The organism is Desulfovibrio sp. DV (assembly GCF_001936595.1).
Taxonomy (GTDB): domain Bacteria; phylum Desulfobacterota; class Desulfovibrionia; order Desulfovibrionales; family Desulfovibrionaceae; genus Solidesulfovibrio.
In genome coordinates this window covers 16,363-31,758 of the sequence record NZ_MLBG01000017.1, presented here as the reverse complement: position 1 = coordinate 31,758, position 15,396 = coordinate 16,363, and the positions used below count along the sequence as shown (strand labels likewise).

Annotated in this window: 15 protein-coding genes; 10 read left to right on the top strand and 5 right to left on the bottom strand. The window is 64.2% G+C overall.

From position 1 onward, the window contains the following. Positions 1-126: 126 nt before the first annotated feature. Genes DVDV_RS06435 through DVDV_RS06425 form a run of 3 tightly spaced genes read right to left on the bottom strand, consistent with a single transcriptional unit; the run spans position 127 to position 3,069 of the window. Complete coding sequence (locus tag DVDV_RS06435; protein ID WP_075353877.1) at positions 127-999, bottom strand: DUF1848 domain-containing protein; 873 nt, start codon at positions 997-999, stop codon at positions 127-129. Then, positions 996-2,348: a D-serine ammonia-lyase gene (locus DVDV_RS06430; RefSeq protein WP_254845282.1), complete on the bottom strand. Its 1,353-nt coding sequence runs from the start codon at positions 2,346-2,348 to the stop codon at positions 996-998. Before DVDV_RS06430 ends, DVDV_RS06435 begins: the two co-directional genes overlap by 4 nt. Before the next feature lie 40 nt (positions 2,349-2,388). After that, entirely contained in the window at positions 2,389-3,069 is a 681-nt protein-coding gene (locus DVDV_RS06425) for a hypothetical protein (RefSeq protein ID WP_075353876.1), read from the bottom strand. Between the two features lie 493 nt (positions 3,070-3,562). Between DVDV_RS06425 and miaB the strand changes: the two genes are divergently transcribed. The 10 genes from miaB to DVDV_RS06375 all read left to right on the top strand — a co-directional run bounded on the left by miaB (position 3,563) and on the right by DVDV_RS06375 (position 13,380). After that, positions 3,563-4,903: a tRNA (N6-isopentenyl adenosine(37)-C2)-methylthiotransferase MiaB gene (gene miaB, locus DVDV_RS06420; RefSeq protein ID WP_075353875.1), complete on the top strand. Its 1,341-nt coding sequence runs from the start codon at positions 3,563-3,565 to the stop codon at positions 4,901-4,903. Further along, positions 4,896-5,390 carry a bifunctional nuclease family protein gene (locus DVDV_RS06415; RefSeq protein ID WP_075353874.1) on the top strand — a complete coding sequence of 165 codons (495 nt, stop codon included), beginning with the start codon at positions 4,896-4,898 and terminating at the stop codon, positions 5,388-5,390. Before miaB ends, DVDV_RS06415 begins: the two co-directional genes overlap by 8 nt. Before the next feature lie 2 nt (positions 5,391-5,392). After that, positions 5,393-6,058, top strand: coding sequence for a histidinol phosphate phosphatase domain-containing protein (locus DVDV_RS06410; protein WP_075353873.1), 666 nt, complete (start codon positions 5,393-5,395; stop codon positions 6,056-6,058). A gap of 554 nt (positions 6,059-6,612) precedes the next feature. Then, positions 6,613-8,661, top strand: coding sequence for a hypothetical protein (locus tag DVDV_RS06405; protein WP_075353872.1), 2,049 nt, complete (start codon positions 6,613-6,615; stop codon positions 8,659-8,661). A gap of 128 nt (positions 8,662-8,789) precedes the next feature. Continuing rightward, a complete protein-coding gene (locus tag DVDV_RS06400; RefSeq protein ID WP_075353871.1) occupies positions 8,790-9,374 on the top strand; it encodes a LemA family protein in 585 nt (194 codons plus the stop codon). Positions 9,375-9,440: 66 nt separating this feature from the next. Next, complete coding sequence (locus DVDV_RS06395) at positions 9,441-10,361, top strand: YgcG family protein (protein ID WP_083634677.1); 921 nt, start codon at positions 9,441-9,443, stop codon at positions 10,359-10,361. A 9-nt stretch (positions 10,362-10,370) separates the two neighbouring features. Beyond that, positions 10,371-11,003, top strand: a complete 633-nt coding sequence (locus DVDV_RS06390) for a hypothetical protein (RefSeq protein ID WP_075353870.1) — start codon at positions 10,371-10,373, stop codon at positions 11,001-11,003. Between the two features lie 127 nt (positions 11,004-11,130). Then, complete coding sequence (locus DVDV_RS06385) at positions 11,131-11,514, top strand: encapsulin-associated ferritin-like protein (protein WP_075353869.1); 384 nt, start codon at positions 11,131-11,133, stop codon at positions 11,512-11,514. A gap of 199 nt (positions 11,515-11,713) precedes the next feature. Continuing rightward, positions 11,714-12,523 (top strand): family 1 encapsulin nanocompartment shell protein, encoded by an 810-nt coding sequence (locus DVDV_RS06380; protein ID WP_075353868.1) that lies wholly within the window; start codon positions 11,714-11,716, stop codon positions 12,521-12,523. 647 nt (positions 12,524-13,170) lie between these two features. Further along, positions 13,171-13,380 carry a molybdopterin-binding protein gene (locus tag DVDV_RS06375; protein ID WP_075353867.1) on the top strand — a complete coding sequence of 70 codons (210 nt, stop codon included), beginning with the start codon at positions 13,171-13,173 and terminating at the stop codon, positions 13,378-13,380. Between the two features lie 85 nt (positions 13,381-13,465). On the opposite strand, the gene epsC is transcribed toward DVDV_RS06375, so the two are convergent. Together epsC and cysK are read right to left on the bottom strand one after the other, a co-directional pair. Continuing rightward, a complete protein-coding gene (gene epsC / locus DVDV_RS06370) occupies positions 13,466-14,413 on the bottom strand; it encodes a serine O-acetyltransferase EpsC (protein ID WP_075353866.1) in 948 nt (315 codons plus the stop codon). Then, a complete protein-coding gene (cysK, locus tag DVDV_RS06365) occupies positions 14,413-15,342 on the bottom strand; it encodes a cysteine synthase A (protein WP_075353865.1) in 930 nt (309 codons plus the stop codon). The genes epsC and cysK overlap by 1 nt, the downstream gene beginning before the upstream one ends. Positions 15,343-15,396: the final 54 nt, after the last annotated feature.

Genomic DNA, 15,396 nt, shown 5'->3' with positions numbered 1-15,396 from the left:
ACCCCCTCCCGCTCGCACCCTCCCTTTATCTCCCTTTGCAGGGGTCCGGGGGGATCATCCCCCCGGCGGGGTTCGGGGCAGCGCCCCGATTCGTCTTTGCCTTTCGCCTCTTCTTTCCCACCTCTCTCACAAGCTCACAGCGTCAGCATCGTGACGCCCGTAGTGCTCCCGGGCGCGTTCGAAGCTGGTTGTGGCGTAGCAGTAGGCGCAACCGAACAGGCAGCGGTCGTAGGCTCCGATGTCGCGGCTGGGGGCGCAGCCGCAGCCCGGCCGCTGGCCGGCGTCCTTGCCGACGGGGATGGTGCGGCCGGTGTGTGCGCTGATCCAGGCGGCGTCGATGCAGTGGGCGGCCGGAATGCCGGCGGCCTCGAAATCTTCGGGCTGGCAGCAGGTGGAAAGGGCCATGCCGTGGCTGGCGGCGAGGTCGCGCAGGTCGAGGACAAGGCGCAACCGCTCCTCGGGGGATACATCCAAAGGCGCAAAACCGGCCTCGGCCAGGGCGGCCATGCGTTTGGCAATCTTACGGTAGGGTTCGACGAAGCTGACGATCACCCGGTCGGTGTGGCCGGCCAGACTGGCGGCCAGCCGGGCAAAGGTCTGGCGGTGCCAGTCCGGGGGCGTGGCCACAGTCAGGACGATGGGATCGTAGCGCCAGGCGAGGCGGCCGGGCAGAGCCTTGGCCAGTCGGGCGAAGGTTGGAATCGAAATGTCCGGCCCCGGGCATTTCGGGTCGAGCGGCCGGGGGTTGTCCAGGAGCGTATAGAGAAAAAACGGCTCATGCCCCAGGGCGAGGATTTCCGGCAGATGGGGCAGAAGCGGCCGGGGGTCGCGGGTCCACAAGACCAGGGCGGTAACGTCGGCCGCCGCCAGGGAGACACGCGAAATCTGGGCAGCATTGAAAGGGTTTCGCACCTCGCACCATCCGGCCCGAAGCCGGGCCATGAGCCAGCGGGCGTAAAAAGCCGGAAGGTCGGTGCGCCGGCTGGCGCTGATGATCATGGCCGTGTCCCGGCCCTGGCCAGCAGGGCTGCAAATTCGGCGTCCGGCAGCAGGCTGCCGCCCGTGGCCCAGCAGATGTGCGTGGCCGGACGACCGGCCAGAACCGGCAGATTGGCCCGGCGAACGGCCAGGGGACCGGCCAGGGCAGCGGCGGCCGACGGTTCCAGGCGAAGGGCCTCGGCGTCAAAGGCCTCGGCCACATGGCCGAGCATGGCGGCATCGCCGACGGTGTGCGCGCCGTCAAGGACCGGGACCATGAGCCGGCAAACGAGGTCTGAGGGGCGCGATACGGCCAGCCCATCGGCCACGGTGCGCCCGGTCAGGCCGTACTCGGCCGCGCTGATCCCGCCGTGGCGGCCGGTGGCCAGCCCGAGCAGCAGGGCCGGGGCCTCGGTCGGCTCGACGAAAAAGGCCAGGGCCGCGTCCCCCAGGGTCAGCCTCGTGCCCAGGGCAATGCCGCCCGGCGCGCCCCCCACGCCGCAGGGCAGGTGCAGGCACAGGGGATGCCCGGCCGAGACTGCGATACGGCATCCGGCCAGTTGCTGCGGCAACCGCAGTCCGGCCACGGCATAGCCAAGCAGAAGGTCCAGGGAATTTTCATCGTCAATGAAATGCAGGCGCGGCGAATGGCCTGCTTCCTCCCGGGCCACGGCACAGGCTGCGGCGTAGTCGCCGGGGTGTTCGACCACAGTGGCCCCGACGCGGCGCAGCATCTCTTTTTTCCAGGCCCGGGCCTCGGCGGACATGTGGACCGTGACGCCAAAGCCCAGGCCCCGGCCAAAGACGCCGATCGACAGCCCGAGATTGCCCGTGGAGCCGACTGACAGGGTGTGGCTGGAAAAAAAGTTCCGGGCCGCCGGCTCGGCCATCCGGCGGCAGTCGTCATCCGGGCCGGCCAGCAGCCCACCATCCAGGGCAAGGGCCTCGGCCACGGCCAGCACGGCATGGAGCCCGCCCCGGGCCTTGACCGATCCGACCACGGGCAGGGCATGGTCGGCCTTCACAAACACCCGGTCCCCGGCCGGCAGCCCGGCAGCCTTGAGCCGGCGTTCCAGCACGGGCGCAGGAAACAAGGCCGACTCGACCAGACCGCCGGATGGGGCCAGTTCGGGAAAAAGCTCGGCCAGAAGCGGTGCGAAACGCTTGAGGCGCTCCCCGGCCGCCTCGATATCGGCAAGCCTGACCGGCAGGGAGCCGGCCACCGAGGCAATGGGGAGGCGGCCGGGATTGGCGAAAAAGACCGGTTGTCCGGCCCGAAGACCGATGGTCAGCGCGTTGTCCATACTGACGGCATAGCCCAAAGCAGCCAGGCCGCCAATGCCGCCGGCCGGCTGTTTCCGGGCCGGCATGGTCTGATTCCTGCCTTGGCCGAGGGCAAAGCGGGCAGTGTCAGGCCGAGGCGCTGCCGGAGAAAACGAGCTTTCCGCCGGTATAGGACAGGATAGCCGCATTTTGCCGGACTGCGCCCAGGTCGGCTTGGCCATACTGACGCCAGGCCGTGTTGATCGCCTCCTGCCCGGAAGGAGCGTTTTCATTGAGAACGCGCGCAACGACCTGCATTTCACGAAGCAAGTCCTGCTGATTCCATGTTCGCATAACATCACAATGAAGCGCTTTGTTGTTATTTAAAACTGCCTCGATATCCTGCCACTGCGCGTTGTCTTTTCCGATGTGTATTCTGCTTTTCCCGTCGGTATCATAGTCCACTGTCATGGAGAAGCCGCTGTTCGGATCAATCCCGGCTTGAGCGAGACAATCGGAAAGCGCCTGTTCCACTGCCGGGGTATCTTCGGCCACTTGCGTCTGCAAGGCGTCCATGCGCATTATTGAATCCGGCATTGGGCAAAACAGGGAACCATTTCCCGTTTCTGCACCAGCGCCATGGCCATAACAATTCTGCATGAGCGACATCGATATGGAACTGAGTCTGGTCTGCATCAGTTCCGTTTTGTCACCTGTCATTTGATTCAAGGTCTCATGAAACTGCACACCCCGTTCCAGCGCTTTTTGGCGTGTCAGAACAAGAGAACCATTCACCAGCTCACCAGTGGAAATTCCAGCCGTTTGCATCTCTTGGACTCCATCTGTGTCTGTTCTTTTTTGATACTGCCAGACCGATCGGGACTGTGCGACTGTTTCTTGGCAAACACCGGAAATCAAACGCCGCTCTTGGGACAGGCAAAGGCCGCGCCTCTTCAGGACATGGCGTTTATTTCCCACACGCAAAGATGCCCTGCAAAGACATGCAAGCCCCGGACCAAGCAAAAATCAACAAAACTCCTTCAAAATAAACGGCCAGGAGTGGTTGTAGGGATGAAAATTCTGCCCTATCCCGGCAAAACAGACCTGTTCAAGTGTCTGGCTGTGCCCTGCCCCGCCTGCTTTGCGGCGAGACGTTTGCACCTTCGCCGCGGCACGGCGAAAATAGCCGCCGCAGCCTTCGATCCTTGGCCGGGACCCGCTGCGGCAGCAACTTGGCGACACTCCGGCTTCGCCGCCGGCGGGCCAGTGCCGCCCCCTCCCCCTTTACCGCCGGCCCGGCGTGCATTATGGCTCTTGCGCCATGAAATTTCACGTCACCACCATGGGCTGCCAGATGAACGTCGGCGACGGCGACTGGCTCACCCGAGCGCTCATAGCGGAAGGCTTCACTCCGGCTTCTGACGAAGAAGCCGAACTCTTTATTCTTTTCACCTGTTCGGTGCGGGATAAACCCGAGCAGAAGGTGGTCAGCGAGATCGGCCGCATCGCCGACCGGCACCGGGACAACCCGGAGGCCTTCATTGCCGTTGGCGGCTGCACCGCCCAGCAGCTTGGCACGGCCCTGTGGCGACGCTTCCCCATGGTCCGGCTGGTCTTTGGCACCGACGGCATCGCCGCCGCGCCCAGGGCCCTGGCCCGGCTGGCCCGGGAACCCGGCCTTCGCCTGTCGCTTCTGGATTTTACGGAATCCTATCCCGAGCGCGACCAGTCCTGGCCCGAGGACCGGCTGCCGCCCCGGGCCTTTGTCTCCATCATGCAGGGCTGCGACAATTATTGCTCCTACTGCATCGTGCCCTTTGTGCGCGGCCGGCAGAAATCCCGCAGCCTGCCCTCGATCATCGAGGAATGCACCTCTCTGGCCCAGCGCGGCGCGCGCGAGGTGACGCTCCTTGGCCAGAACGTCAACAGCTACGGCCTGGATGATTCCGGCGACGGGACAAGTTTTGCCGCCCTGCTCGACGCCGTGGCCGCCGTGCCCGGCCTTGAGCGCATCCGCTTTACCACCTCCCACCCCAAAGACCTGGACGATGCGGTCATAGCCCGGTTCGCCGACCTGCCCCAACTGTGCCCGGCGCTCCATCTGCCGGTGCAATCCGGTTCCGACGACATCCTGCGCCGCATGGGCCGGCGCTATGACACGGCCGCCTACCTGACCCTGGTCGATAAACTGCGCCGGGCCCGGCCGGACATCGCCCTGACCACGGATTTCATCGTCGGGTTTCCCGGTGAAACCGAGGCCGATTTTGCCGCCACCCTCGATTTGGTGCGAAAGGTAGGATTTGAAAGCGGATTCTCCTTCATGTACTCTGACAGGCCGGGAACCGCGTCCGAGCGTCTGGAGCCGAAAATCAGCCAGGAAGTGAAATCCGCCCGGCTGGCCGAACTCCAAGCGCTCCTCGATGAGCGTCTGGCCGCCTCCCTGGCCGCCCGGGTGGGCCGGACAGACACCGTGCTGATCGAGGGAGCAAGCCGGCGCGACGGGCCGAAAGGACCTTCCTGGCGGGGCCGCGACCCTGCCGGACGCATCGTCAACCTGGCCCTGCCCGGGGCTGGTGACGCCACTGGCCGGCTGGTGCGGGTGCGCATCGTCCAAGCCAAAAAGCACTCCCTCATCGGGGAGGCGGAGGCCGACCATGATTGAAATGAAAGTCTTCGGGCTGGCCCTGGACGAGGATTCCCAGGTGCCGGTGCTGATCCTCAAGGATTCCGAGGAAAAAACCGTGCTGCCGATCTGGATCGGGGCCATGGAGGCCATGGCCATCTCCCTGGCCCTAAACGACGTGGAACTGCCGCGTCCCATGACCCACGACCTGCTGCTCAATATGATCCACAAGCTCGATGCCCATGTGGTGGCCGTCAATGTTACGGAGCTCACCGAGGGCACGTATTACGCCGACATCGAGGTGGAGGTGGAAGGCGGCATCCGGCGCATCGACAGCCGGCCCTCCGACGCCATTGCCCTGGCCCTTCGGGCCAAGGTCCCGATCCTTGTGGCCGAGCCGGTCATTGAACAGGTGGCCAACGAATCCAAGGAAGCCTCGGTGGTGGCCTTTTCCAGCGACGACTCGGACAAATGGACGGAACTGCTCGAAAAATTTGATCCCAACGACACCAAATACAAGATGTGAACATGATCGACCTACACACCCACACCACCTTTTCCGACGGGGTCCTCATTCCGGCCGAACTGGCCAGACGGGCGGCCAAGGCCGGCTATCGGGCCATGGCCATGACCGACCATGCCGACCACTCCAACCTCGACCTCATCGTCTCCAACATCGGCCGGTTTACGGCCGAGACCGGGGCGTTTCTCGGGGTGACGGTGCTGTGCGGGGTGGAGATCACCCATGTGCCGCCGCCGCTCATTTCCCAGCTCGTGGACCGGGCCAGGGCGGCCGGGGCGCAGCTTGTGGTGGTCCACGGCGAGACCATTGTGGAGCCCGTGGAAGTCGGCACCAATCTGGCCGCCATCGAGGCCGGCTGCGACATCCTGGCCCATCCGGGACTGATCACCCCTGAAGAGGCGGAGCTGGCCGCCGAACTCGGGGTCGCCCTGGAAATCACCACCCGCAAGGGGCACAGCCTGACCAACGGCCATGTGGCCGTCCTGGCCCGGCGGTTCGGAGCCAAGCTGGTCATCAACAACGACGCCCACGAACCAGGTGATCTGGTCAATCAGGAACGCCGCAAAAAAGTGGCTCTCGGCGCGGGCCTGACCCTGCAGGAATACCTGCAAGCCGAATCCAACTCCCGCGACATCGTTTCGCGCATCCTTGGCCGGGGCCGGGCCGACTAGCGCCACGGCCTCGCCACGTGCCCAGACAAGACAGCACAACAACTCCAGAGACGCTTTCTCTGTCGCTTGAAAAATACCATCGTATTTTTTAACGGCACGGCACAAACGCGCCCCGCCCCTTCTGCCGCTTCTCTCGTGCGCTTGCCCGCAGACTCTTGCTGCGGGTTTTCCGTCCAGTGGTCTGGTCCGCGATTCTGACCCGCGGCCAGGCCACTTTCTGCTTGCTGTGAACACCACGCATTGTATCACTTTTTTGCAACCATTCCACTTCATGGCGTGAGATATCGGGCATGGCCAGAGGCAAACCATTCTGCACGCATTGCAAACCATTCCAGTGCCAGTCTTAAGCAAACAACTGCACGCTCCAGCCGAGTCGGCATTGACCACGGCGTGCAACTTCACTAGAGAGAATAGTTACTGTCTTACCCTCTCCGTTTCCAACAGCCAACATGCCTGAAAACGTTTGGAAAAATCCACAACACATGAGTAATCCTGGCAAAAACTGACAAACTCCACGGGTGGTAACGCCCAGTACCCGTTACAGGAGACTCGTCATGCCACATCACCCGCCTCTTCCGTGGTATCGCATCCCGGTCTTCTTACCCCTTCTGATCCTTTGCCTGTTCGCCGGATTGGCCCAACCGGCCGGCGCAGACACCTGGACCCTGCTGACCCCCTCGCCCACCGGCAACAACCTCTATGATGCCTACAGTCCCGACGGCGGCACCACCCTGTTTATCGTAGGGGACGGTGGCCTGATTCTCAAAAAGGTCGGCACCACCTACAGCCAGATGCAGTCCGGCACCATTGCCCCGCTCAAGGGCATCTCCGGCCGCAGCGCCAGCGACATCTGGGCCGTCGGCGGCAGCACGGCCACCGGCACCAACACCGATCCCATCCGCTCAGTGCTGCTCCACTTTGACGGAACAGCCTGGACGGCCACCACGCCGCCGACCTATTCCTCTTTCCCCGATCTCTATCCCATAAACGACGTCTGGGTTTCCTCCACCGGCCAGGCCTATGCCGTGACCGACAGCTCCAGCGCGCCGGTCAAATGGAATGCCGGGCTGGCCAAATGGGAATTTGAAAACGTCACGATACCGGACGGCAAACACAGCGACTACAAGCTGAGCGCTCTTTACGGTTTTGCCGACAACGACATCTATGCCGTCGGCACCCACGGCACCATCCTGCACCGCGACGCCACGACCTGGACCGTTGTCGCCCAGTACGAACCATCCTACTGGTTGTCCACCAACCTGCTGCAAACGGTCTGGGGGCCGTCTGCCGAGGCCGTCTTTGCCGGCGGCAACTACGGCCAACTGTACCGACTGCTTCCGTCCGGATCTTCAGGCTGGGAGTTGGTCTTCGGGGGCGAATACCTCGGCGGGGCCAACATGATGGACATGGACGGCACTGGAGCCGACGATATTTGGTTTGTCGGGGCCGGTGGTGCCATCCGACACTGGACAGGCGTGCTCAATGCGCTGGACAATTACAACGATGCCACGGGAAAAACCCGCAACACCATCTGTGCGGCCGGCTCAGGACAGTATTATTTCGCCGGAAACCTCGGACTTATTGAGTCCTTCAACCCTTCAACCGCCACCCGCCAGGCCCTCAACACACCACCGGCCGTCAATACCCCGTGGAAGACCGCAGCCTTTCCAGAGCGCCTCTGGCTTGCCCCCCTCTACCTCGATGCCGCCACCGGCCTCTACACCTGGGACGGCGGCCGCATGACGCCGCACCCCGTGTCCGGCCTCGCGGGCAACGGCCTCACCTGGACGTTTCGAGCCTTTTCAACCTCGGACATGTGGCTGTCGTTTTGGGACTACACTGCGAGCCAGACCGTCACCAAACGAGGCAACGGAACAAGCTGGAGCGACTGGATTATGCCCGGCACAAGCGGCCTGGGCATCCTCGACGTGGCCAAGACGGCTTCAGGCAGTTATGTGGTGCTCATGGAACTCAACGGGAAGGGCCAACCCTGCGCTGTCGGCACGGACTTCCCCACCTGCCTGCCAGGCGGATCGGAAAGCTATCAGTACGCCGCCCTGGCCGCCTCGCCCAACGGCGACGTCCATGCCGTGGGCACGGGCGGACAGGTGGCCCTGTGGCGAAACGGGGCCTGGAGCGTGGCCACGGTTGGCGCCAACGGCGATGACCTGACCGCCGTGGCTGCCGCCGCCGGTATGGTCGTGGCCGTCGGCGTCAACGGCAGCGCCTTTTACACCATCGACGGCACCACCTGGCAGCCAGTGGCCGGCATCACCCGCGAAGTCGCCTCCCCCCCCACCGTCCCGCTCAAATTCTTCACGGCCATCACCCATGCCGGCAACGGTGTCTTCTGGGCCGCACTCAATACAAACACCGCCTATACAGACGGGGGCAAGGGCTTCCTCTACCGGATTGAAGGCGGGGCTGGAGTCCTGGTCCAGGGCGATTTCACCAGTTCCCTCAACGGCCTGTGCGCGTCGGAGAGCCAGTCAGCCGCCTTTGCCGTGGGCGACAACGGCGTCATCTGGACCACCAATCCCGATTTCAAGGAAACCATACCCGGCACACCTGCACCCAACCTGCTCCTGCTCCTGGATAATTAGCCTCCGACCGGTCGCCGTGGCGGTTCCCCCCCAGCCACGGCGACCGGCCCTTGCTTCCGCCACCTTGCCTCCGACTGCCAGCCGTCTTATAAGCAGTCCATTGCTGGAACCTGTTCGAAGGAGCACCCATGACCAGAATCTTCGGCACCTTTGCCATATTGCTGACCCTTTTTGGCCTCTCCGGCTGCGGCTACAACCAGATGCAGACCAATGAGGAAGCGGTCAAGGCCGCCTGGGGCAATGTGGACGCCGCCCTGCAACGCCGCCTGGACCTCATTCCCAACCTCGTGGAAACGGTCAAGGGCTACGCCAGCCACGAAAAGGACACCTTCACCGCCGTCACCGACGCCCGGTCCAAGGCCGGACAGATCAAGCTCACCCCGGAAACCCTGGCCGATCCGCAAGCCATGGCCGCCTTCCAGCAAGCGCAAGGCCAGATGCAGTCGGCCCTTTCGCGCCTGCTGGCCGTGGCCGAGAACTACCCCCAGCTCAAGGCCGACCAGAATTTCCGCGATCTCCAGCACCAGCTTGAAGGCACGGAAAACCGCATCAACGTGGCCAGGCAACGCTACAACCAGACCGTCGAAGTCTATAACAGCTCCATCCGCACCTTTCCCAATTTCATCACCAATTCCCTCATGCTCCATTTAAAGCCCAAAGAATACTACAAGGCCGACGAAGCGGCCCAGCAGGCCCCCAAGGTGAAGTTCTAGCCTGACCGACCGTCATCAGGTGCGTGGCCTTAACCCCGAAGCCGCAGCCCGGCCCAAGGAATACTGATGCAACAGGCTCCGACCTCTCTCCCCGCCGCCACGCGGCGCATTGTTCATAGCGACGGCCCAAACCGCCCGGTTGGGCCGTGGCTGGCCGGTTTTGCCACCTTGTTGGTCGCCCTTGCCGTGTGGAGCGGTGCGGCCCTGGCTCTTGGCGTGCCCCGCCTGGAAGGCCGGGTGACCGACACGGCCCATCTGCTCTCGCCGGCCGCCGCCGCCCGCCTGGACAGCCAGCTGGCCGACTTCGAGCGCACCGATTCCACCCAGGTGGTGGTGCTCACCATCCCCTCCCTGGAGGGTGAACCGCTTGAAGACTACAGCGTCAAGGTGGCGCAAGCCTGGGGCATCGGCCAGAAGGGCAAGGACAACGGGGTGCTGCTGCTCGTCAGCAAAAATGACCGCAAGGTGCGCATCGAAGTGGGCTATGGCCTGGAAGGGCAACTTACCGACGCCCTGACCGGGCGCATCATCGACCACGCCATTGTGCCGGCCTTCAAAGCCGGCAACTTCGACGCCGGCATCGAATCCGGCGTGGCCTCGATCATCGAGGCGGCGCGCGGCGAATACCAGGCACCCCCGGAAACCGGAAAATCCTCCGGCCACGACGACAACGCCTTTTTCGGCCTGTTCATCCTGGCCATGATCCTGACCGCCCTGCTTTCCGGGCTGCCGGCCCTGGCCCGGGCCGGCATCTTCGGCGTGGCCATGCCGGTCCTCGGGGCCTTTTTCGCCCTGCCCCTGGCCATGCTGGCCCTGCTGCTCATGGGCGGCGTCGTGCTTGGCCTGGTCGGCCCGTTTCTGTTCCGGGGCGGACGCGGCGGAGGCGGCGGCTTTTACATCGGCGGCGGCGGGTCCTCGGGCGGGGGCGGCGGATTTTCCGGCGGCGGCGGTTCGTTTGGCGGCGGCGGCTCGTCGGGAAACTGGTAGGAGACGACCATGCGAAAGCTCGTGGATGGATTTTTATCCCCGGCCGACCGGGAAGCGGTGGTAGCGGCGGTTGGTGCGGCCGAGAAACAGACCTCGGCCGAGATCGTGCCCATGGTGGTCGGAGCCAGCGACGACTATCCCAAGGCCGATCTGGCCTGCGCCGTGGTTGTCGGACTGACCGCCGGGCTGCTCCTGTGTCTGGCTTTCGGCACCCGCAACCTGTGGTTTTTTCTCCTGTTCTTCGGCATTTTCGCTCTGCTCGGCTTCGAGGCGGCCAAGCGCACGCCGGCCATAAAGCGTTTGTTCGTGGCCCGGGACCGGGCCCTGGCCGAGACCCGGCAAGCGGCCCAGGCCGCCTTTTTCAACCACGGCCTGACCGAAACCAAGGCCCGAAACGCAGTCCTCATCTATGTCTCGGTCTTTGAGCGGCTGGTCTTTATCCAGCCCGATACCGGTCTGGCCGGCGCGCTCGAGACCAGGACGCTGGACGCGGCCACCGCCGCCCTGACCCTGGGCATTGCCCAGGGCCGGCAGGCCGCGGCCCTGGCCGATTGCGTGGACACCCTGGCCAGCCACCTCGCCCCGCACTTTCCCCCGGCCGACAACGATACCGACGAGATCAAGAACCTGATCCTCCTGTAACGCCCGCTTATCCCAATTGACGCCGGATTTATCTCCTCCGGGCGTTGCATTCGCTGCAGCCTGTGGCATAGTTGGCTCCAAACGCGGCAACCCGGTCGAAGGCGATCGGGTTTTCCAAGGAGGAGTCATGGATCAGTATCACGAGCCTGTCGCCGAACTGACGCCCCTGGATCGGGACTTTGTCCGGGCGCTTTCAAGCCTCAAAGAAGAAATCGAAGCCATCAACTGGTACCACCAGCGGGTGGCGGCGGCTTCCGATCCCCAGATCAAGGCCATCATGGCCCATAACCGCGACGAAGAGATGGAACACGCCATCATGGGTCTGGAATGGTTGCGCCGCACCATGCCGGGCTGGGACGCGGTCATGCGCACCTACCTCTTTACCACCGGCGACATCACCGCCCTGGAAGATGCCGCCACGGCCGAAGGCCAGACCGGCGAAGCGCCCCAGAGCGCCCGTCCCGCCGGCTCCGGCTCACTTGGCATCGGCAGCCTCAAGGCAACCCGCTAACGACCAACGGGAGACGCAACATCCTGGACGGCCGGGCCATGTGCCAGGGCAACCCGCTAACCACCCATGGGAGACGCATTGTCCGGGACAGCCGGACCGTGTGTCAGGGGAAACCCGCCAACCAGCCACGGGTGACGCATCGTCCAGGACGCCCGGCCTTGTGTCGGGGGAAACCTGCTAACCATGCACGGGAGACGCCATGGATATTTTGAAACGCGATCTCGCCCCGGTAACCGCTGCCGCCTGGCAGGCCGTAGACAACCGCGCCCGCCAGACGCTCACCACCATGCTGTCCGGCCGCCGGGTCGTTGATGTCGCCGGCCCCCTTGGCTGGGAATTCGCCGCCGTGCCGCTTGGGCGCATCGAATACGCCAAGGCCCAGTCGGTTTCCGGCATCACCTACGGCCTGCACCAGGTCAAACCGCTGATCGAAGTCAAAGTCCCCTTCACCCTGGACATCGCCGAAATCGACAACGCCGCCCGCGGCGGCAAGGACATTGATCTGGCCGCCCTGGACGAAGCCGCCGAAAAGCTGGCCCGGTTCGAAGAAGAAGCCCTCTACCACGGCTTTGCCCCGGCCGGCATCAAAGGCCTGTCGGAAGTGTCCAGCCAGACCCGGATGCTGGTCTCGGGCGATCCCGAAGACATTGCCGACAAGGTGTCCAAGGCCCTGACCGCCCTGCGCAAGACTTCGGTGGAAGGCCCCTACGCCCTGGTGGTCGGTCCTGAAATGTGGGTGGCCCTTTCCGGCCACGTCCGGGGCTACCCCTTGTCCCAATATCTGGAGACCATGCTTGGCGGGCAGGTCATCGTCAGCCCGTTTATCGAGGAGGCCTACGTCCTCTCCACCCGCGGCGGCGATCTGGAAATGACCCTTGGCGGCGATATCGCCATCGGCTACGCCTCCCACGACACCGAGAAAGTGGCGCTGTTTTTCCTGGAATCCTTCACCTTCCAGGTGCTCGACCCGACCGTGGTGGTGCGCCTGGATTTCAAAGCCGGGAAATAACGCCGCTGGCTTGGTCCCCTGGGCGACACCTGTCAGCGGCCGGCCTGCCGCCTCCCTGCCAGGTGTCGCCGGCAGCGCCCCCTCCCGGAGGCCAGAGACCACAACCGTCTGAGCGGTCAGGCTTGCTGCGTCTTGACTGTTCATCGCGCTCCCGGGTCCTGCTGCGACACACGAGCCCCTGACCGGGCAGACGGGCACGCCCTGGCCGGCCAGGGTGCAGGGCCGGCAAGATAACCGGAGGAAACCCCTTCGCCGGACACGCCCCGGTCGGCTCTTCCCGTTCCCTCCTCGGGCGGCTGCATCCGCGCCGCGGCTTGGGCAAACACGGCCCCCGCCCAGACGTCGCCCCGCTGCCCCCCTGGGAACAACCAGTGTCCATGCATTAAGCACCTAATATTATAGAAAATAATTGAAAAACGACGTGGATAAACAACACGGTGTCGCACTTTCTCAGGCAATCACGGAAATAATTTTCGTGACTCTTAAGGCAATAAAAACCTTGAATAATTAGTGTTAAAACTAACATCACACACACGAAAAATAAACTTTGCGTGTGAGTCAGGTTCGCCCTATCCTTTCCTCAAGCAACAACGGCCCGAACTACCGGCCGGTCCCAAACGATCTCTAACACCCAAGGAGGCCACACCATGAAAGTCAGCGCCCGCAACCTGATCCCCGGCACCGTCAAGAAAGTCACCATCGGTATGGTCAACGCCGAAGTCGTCATCGAAGCCGCCCCCGGCGTCGAGATCGTCTCGGTCATCACCAAGGAATCCGCCGAGGCCATGGGCCTTAAGGCCGGGTCCAAGGTCAAGGCCATGGTCAAGGCCTCCAGCGTCATGGTCATCACCGAGTAGACAGCCCGGCCAAGACGAAAAGCCCGGTCGCAACGTCTGTTGCGACCGGGCTTTCGTTTGTCTGCCGGGTTGGGAAAAAGACGGATCAGATCCCGGCGCCGTCGCGGATGAGCACGCCGCCCGGTCCTTGCTGGGCAATGCGCGCCCCGGCCGGCACGTCGTCCACCACCCAGACATTGCCGCCGATGACCGCGCCCTTGCCGATGGTGATGCGTCCCAGGGCCGTGGCCCCGGCGTAGATCACCACATCGTCCTCGACCACCGGATGGCGGGCATTGCCCTTGACCAGGACCCCGGCCGCATCCTTGGGGAAACTCTTGGCCCCAAGGGTCACGCCCTGATAGAGCCGCACATTGTCGCCGATGATGCAGGTCTCGCCGATGACCGTGCCGGTGCCGTGGTCAATGAAAAACCGCCGGCCGATGGTGGCTCCGGGATGGATGTCGATGCCGGTGCGGGAATGGGCCATTTCCGAGATGATGCGCGGAATGAGGTCCACGCCGAGCTTGTGCAGTTCATGGGCCACCCGGTGGTGGGTCAGCGCGGTCAGGCTCGGGTAGCAGAAAATGGTCTCGCCAGGGGAACGCGAGGCCGGGTCGCCCTCATAGGCGGCCTGGGCGTCCTCGGCCAGAGCCTCGCGGATGTCGGGCAGGCGCATGAGGAAATCGCCCACCAGCCGCTCGGCCCGTTCCTGGCATTCCTGGCAGTTGCCGGCCTCGTTAATTTCGCAAAAAAAGCAGTGCCCCCGCCGGACCTGGTCGGTGAGCAGCTTGTAGACCGCGTCGAGGCTGGCCCCGATATGAAAGCGCATGTTTTCCGGCGCAACATCGGAATGGCCGAAATAGCCCGGAAAAATCGCGCCCCGCAGCCGCTCCATGACCTCTTCCAGGACCGCCACCGACGGCATGGGCTCGTCATGCAGCGGCCGGTGGTAGACCTTTTGGTAGGAGGCCTCCTCGCACAACATCTCCGTGACCCACTCAACCGGCGTTCGCCGTTTGGGACGGGGCAGCCGGATCGCATCGGCAGTCATCAGACCCCCTCGGTGAAAAGCGGCGTGGAGAGATAGCGCTCACCCGTGTCGCAGACGATAAAGACAACCACTTTGCCGGCATTCTCCGGGCGCTTGGCAATCTCCAGGGCGGCATAGGCATTGGCCCCGGACGAGATGCCGCACAGGATGCCTTCCTCGCGCAACAGCCGCCGGGCCATGGCCATGGCGGCCTCATTTTCCACGGTGAACACCTCGTCCACGAGGCTTCGGTCCAGCACCTCGGGGACAAACCCCGCGCCGATGCCCTGGATGGCGTGGGGGCCCGGCTGGCCACCGGACAGCACCGGCGAGGCGGCCGGTTCCACGGCCACGGCCCGAACCTCCGGCTTCCTGGCCTTGAGCGCCCGGGCAACGCCGGTGATGGTGCCGCCCGTGCCGACGCCGGCCACAAAGATATCCACCGCGCCGTCGGTGTCCTCCCAGATTTCCGGCCCCGTGGTCAGGGCGTGGATGTCCGGGTTGGCCGGATTGGAAAACTGCATGGGCATAAAGGCTCCGGGGATCTCGGCAACGAGTTCGCGCGCCCGCGAAACCGCCCCGGTCATGCCCTTGGCCGCCGGAGTCAGCACCAGCTCGGCCCCAAATCCCCGCAGCAAGGTGCGCCGCTCGACGCTCATGGACTCGGGCATGGTAAGGAGCAGCCGGTAGCCGCGCACGGCGCACATAAAGGCCAGCCCGATGCCGGTATTGCCCGACGTCGGCTCCACCACCACCGTGCCCGGCCCGACGCGCCCTTCGCGCTCGGCCGCCCGGATCATGGCCACGCCGATCCGGTCCTTGACCGACGAACACGGATTAAACGACTCCAGTTTGGCCGCCACCCGGGCCGGCAAGCCCTCGGCCAGCTTGGTCAGCCACACCATGGGCGTGCCGCCAACCAGCTCGGTCATGTCATTATAAACGCGCATGGTTCCTCCTGTTGCCGGCCAGGGCGCTGCCCTGGCCCCGCCGGGGGGGAAAAT

Bases quoted from the DNA above. Each gene is read 5' to 3' on its own strand.
- DVDV_RS06435 (WP_075353877.1), bottom strand. From the start codon at position 999: ATGATCATCAGCGCCAGCCGGCGCACCGACCTTCCGGCTTTTTACGCC.
- DVDV_RS06430 (WP_254845282.1), bottom strand. From the start codon at position 2,348: ATGCCGGCCCGGAAACAGCCGGCCGGCGGCATTGGCGGCCTGGCTGCT.
- DVDV_RS06425 (WP_075353876.1), bottom strand. From the start codon at position 3,069: ATGCAAACGGCTGGAATTTCCACTGGTGAGCTGGTGAATGGTTCTCTT.
- miaB (WP_075353875.1), top strand. From the start codon at position 3,563: ATGAAATTTCACGTCACCACCATGGGCTGCCAGATGAACGTCGGCGAC.
- DVDV_RS06415 (WP_075353874.1), top strand. From the start codon at position 4,896: ATGATTGAAATGAAAGTCTTCGGGCTGGCCCTGGACGAGGATTCCCAG.
- DVDV_RS06410 (WP_075353873.1), top strand. From the start codon at position 5,393: ATGATCGACCTACACACCCACACCACCTTTTCCGACGGGGTCCTCATT.
- DVDV_RS06405 (WP_075353872.1), top strand. From the start codon at position 6,613: ATGCCACATCACCCGCCTCTTCCGTGGTATCGCATCCCGGTCTTCTTA.
- DVDV_RS06400 (WP_075353871.1), top strand. From the start codon at position 8,790: ATGACCAGAATCTTCGGCACCTTTGCCATATTGCTGACCCTTTTTGGC.
- DVDV_RS06395 (WP_083634677.1), top strand. From the start codon at position 9,441: ATGCAACAGGCTCCGACCTCTCTCCCCGCCGCCACGCGGCGCATTGTT.
- DVDV_RS06390 (WP_075353870.1), top strand. From the start codon at position 10,371: ATGCGAAAGCTCGTGGATGGATTTTTATCCCCGGCCGACCGGGAAGCG.
- DVDV_RS06385 (WP_075353869.1), top strand. From the start codon at position 11,131: ATGGATCAGTATCACGAGCCTGTCGCCGAACTGACGCCCCTGGATCGG.
- DVDV_RS06380 (WP_075353868.1), top strand. From the start codon at position 11,714: ATGGATATTTTGAAACGCGATCTCGCCCCGGTAACCGCTGCCGCCTGG.
- DVDV_RS06375 (WP_075353867.1), top strand. From the start codon at position 13,171: ATGAAAGTCAGCGCCCGCAACCTGATCCCCGGCACCGTCAAGAAAGTC.
- epsC (WP_075353866.1), bottom strand. From the start codon at position 14,413: ATGACTGCCGATGCGATCCGGCTGCCCCGTCCCAAACGGCGAACGCCG.
- cysK (WP_075353865.1), bottom strand. From the start codon at position 15,342: ATGCGCGTTTATAATGACATGACCGAGCTGGTTGGCGGCACGCCCATG.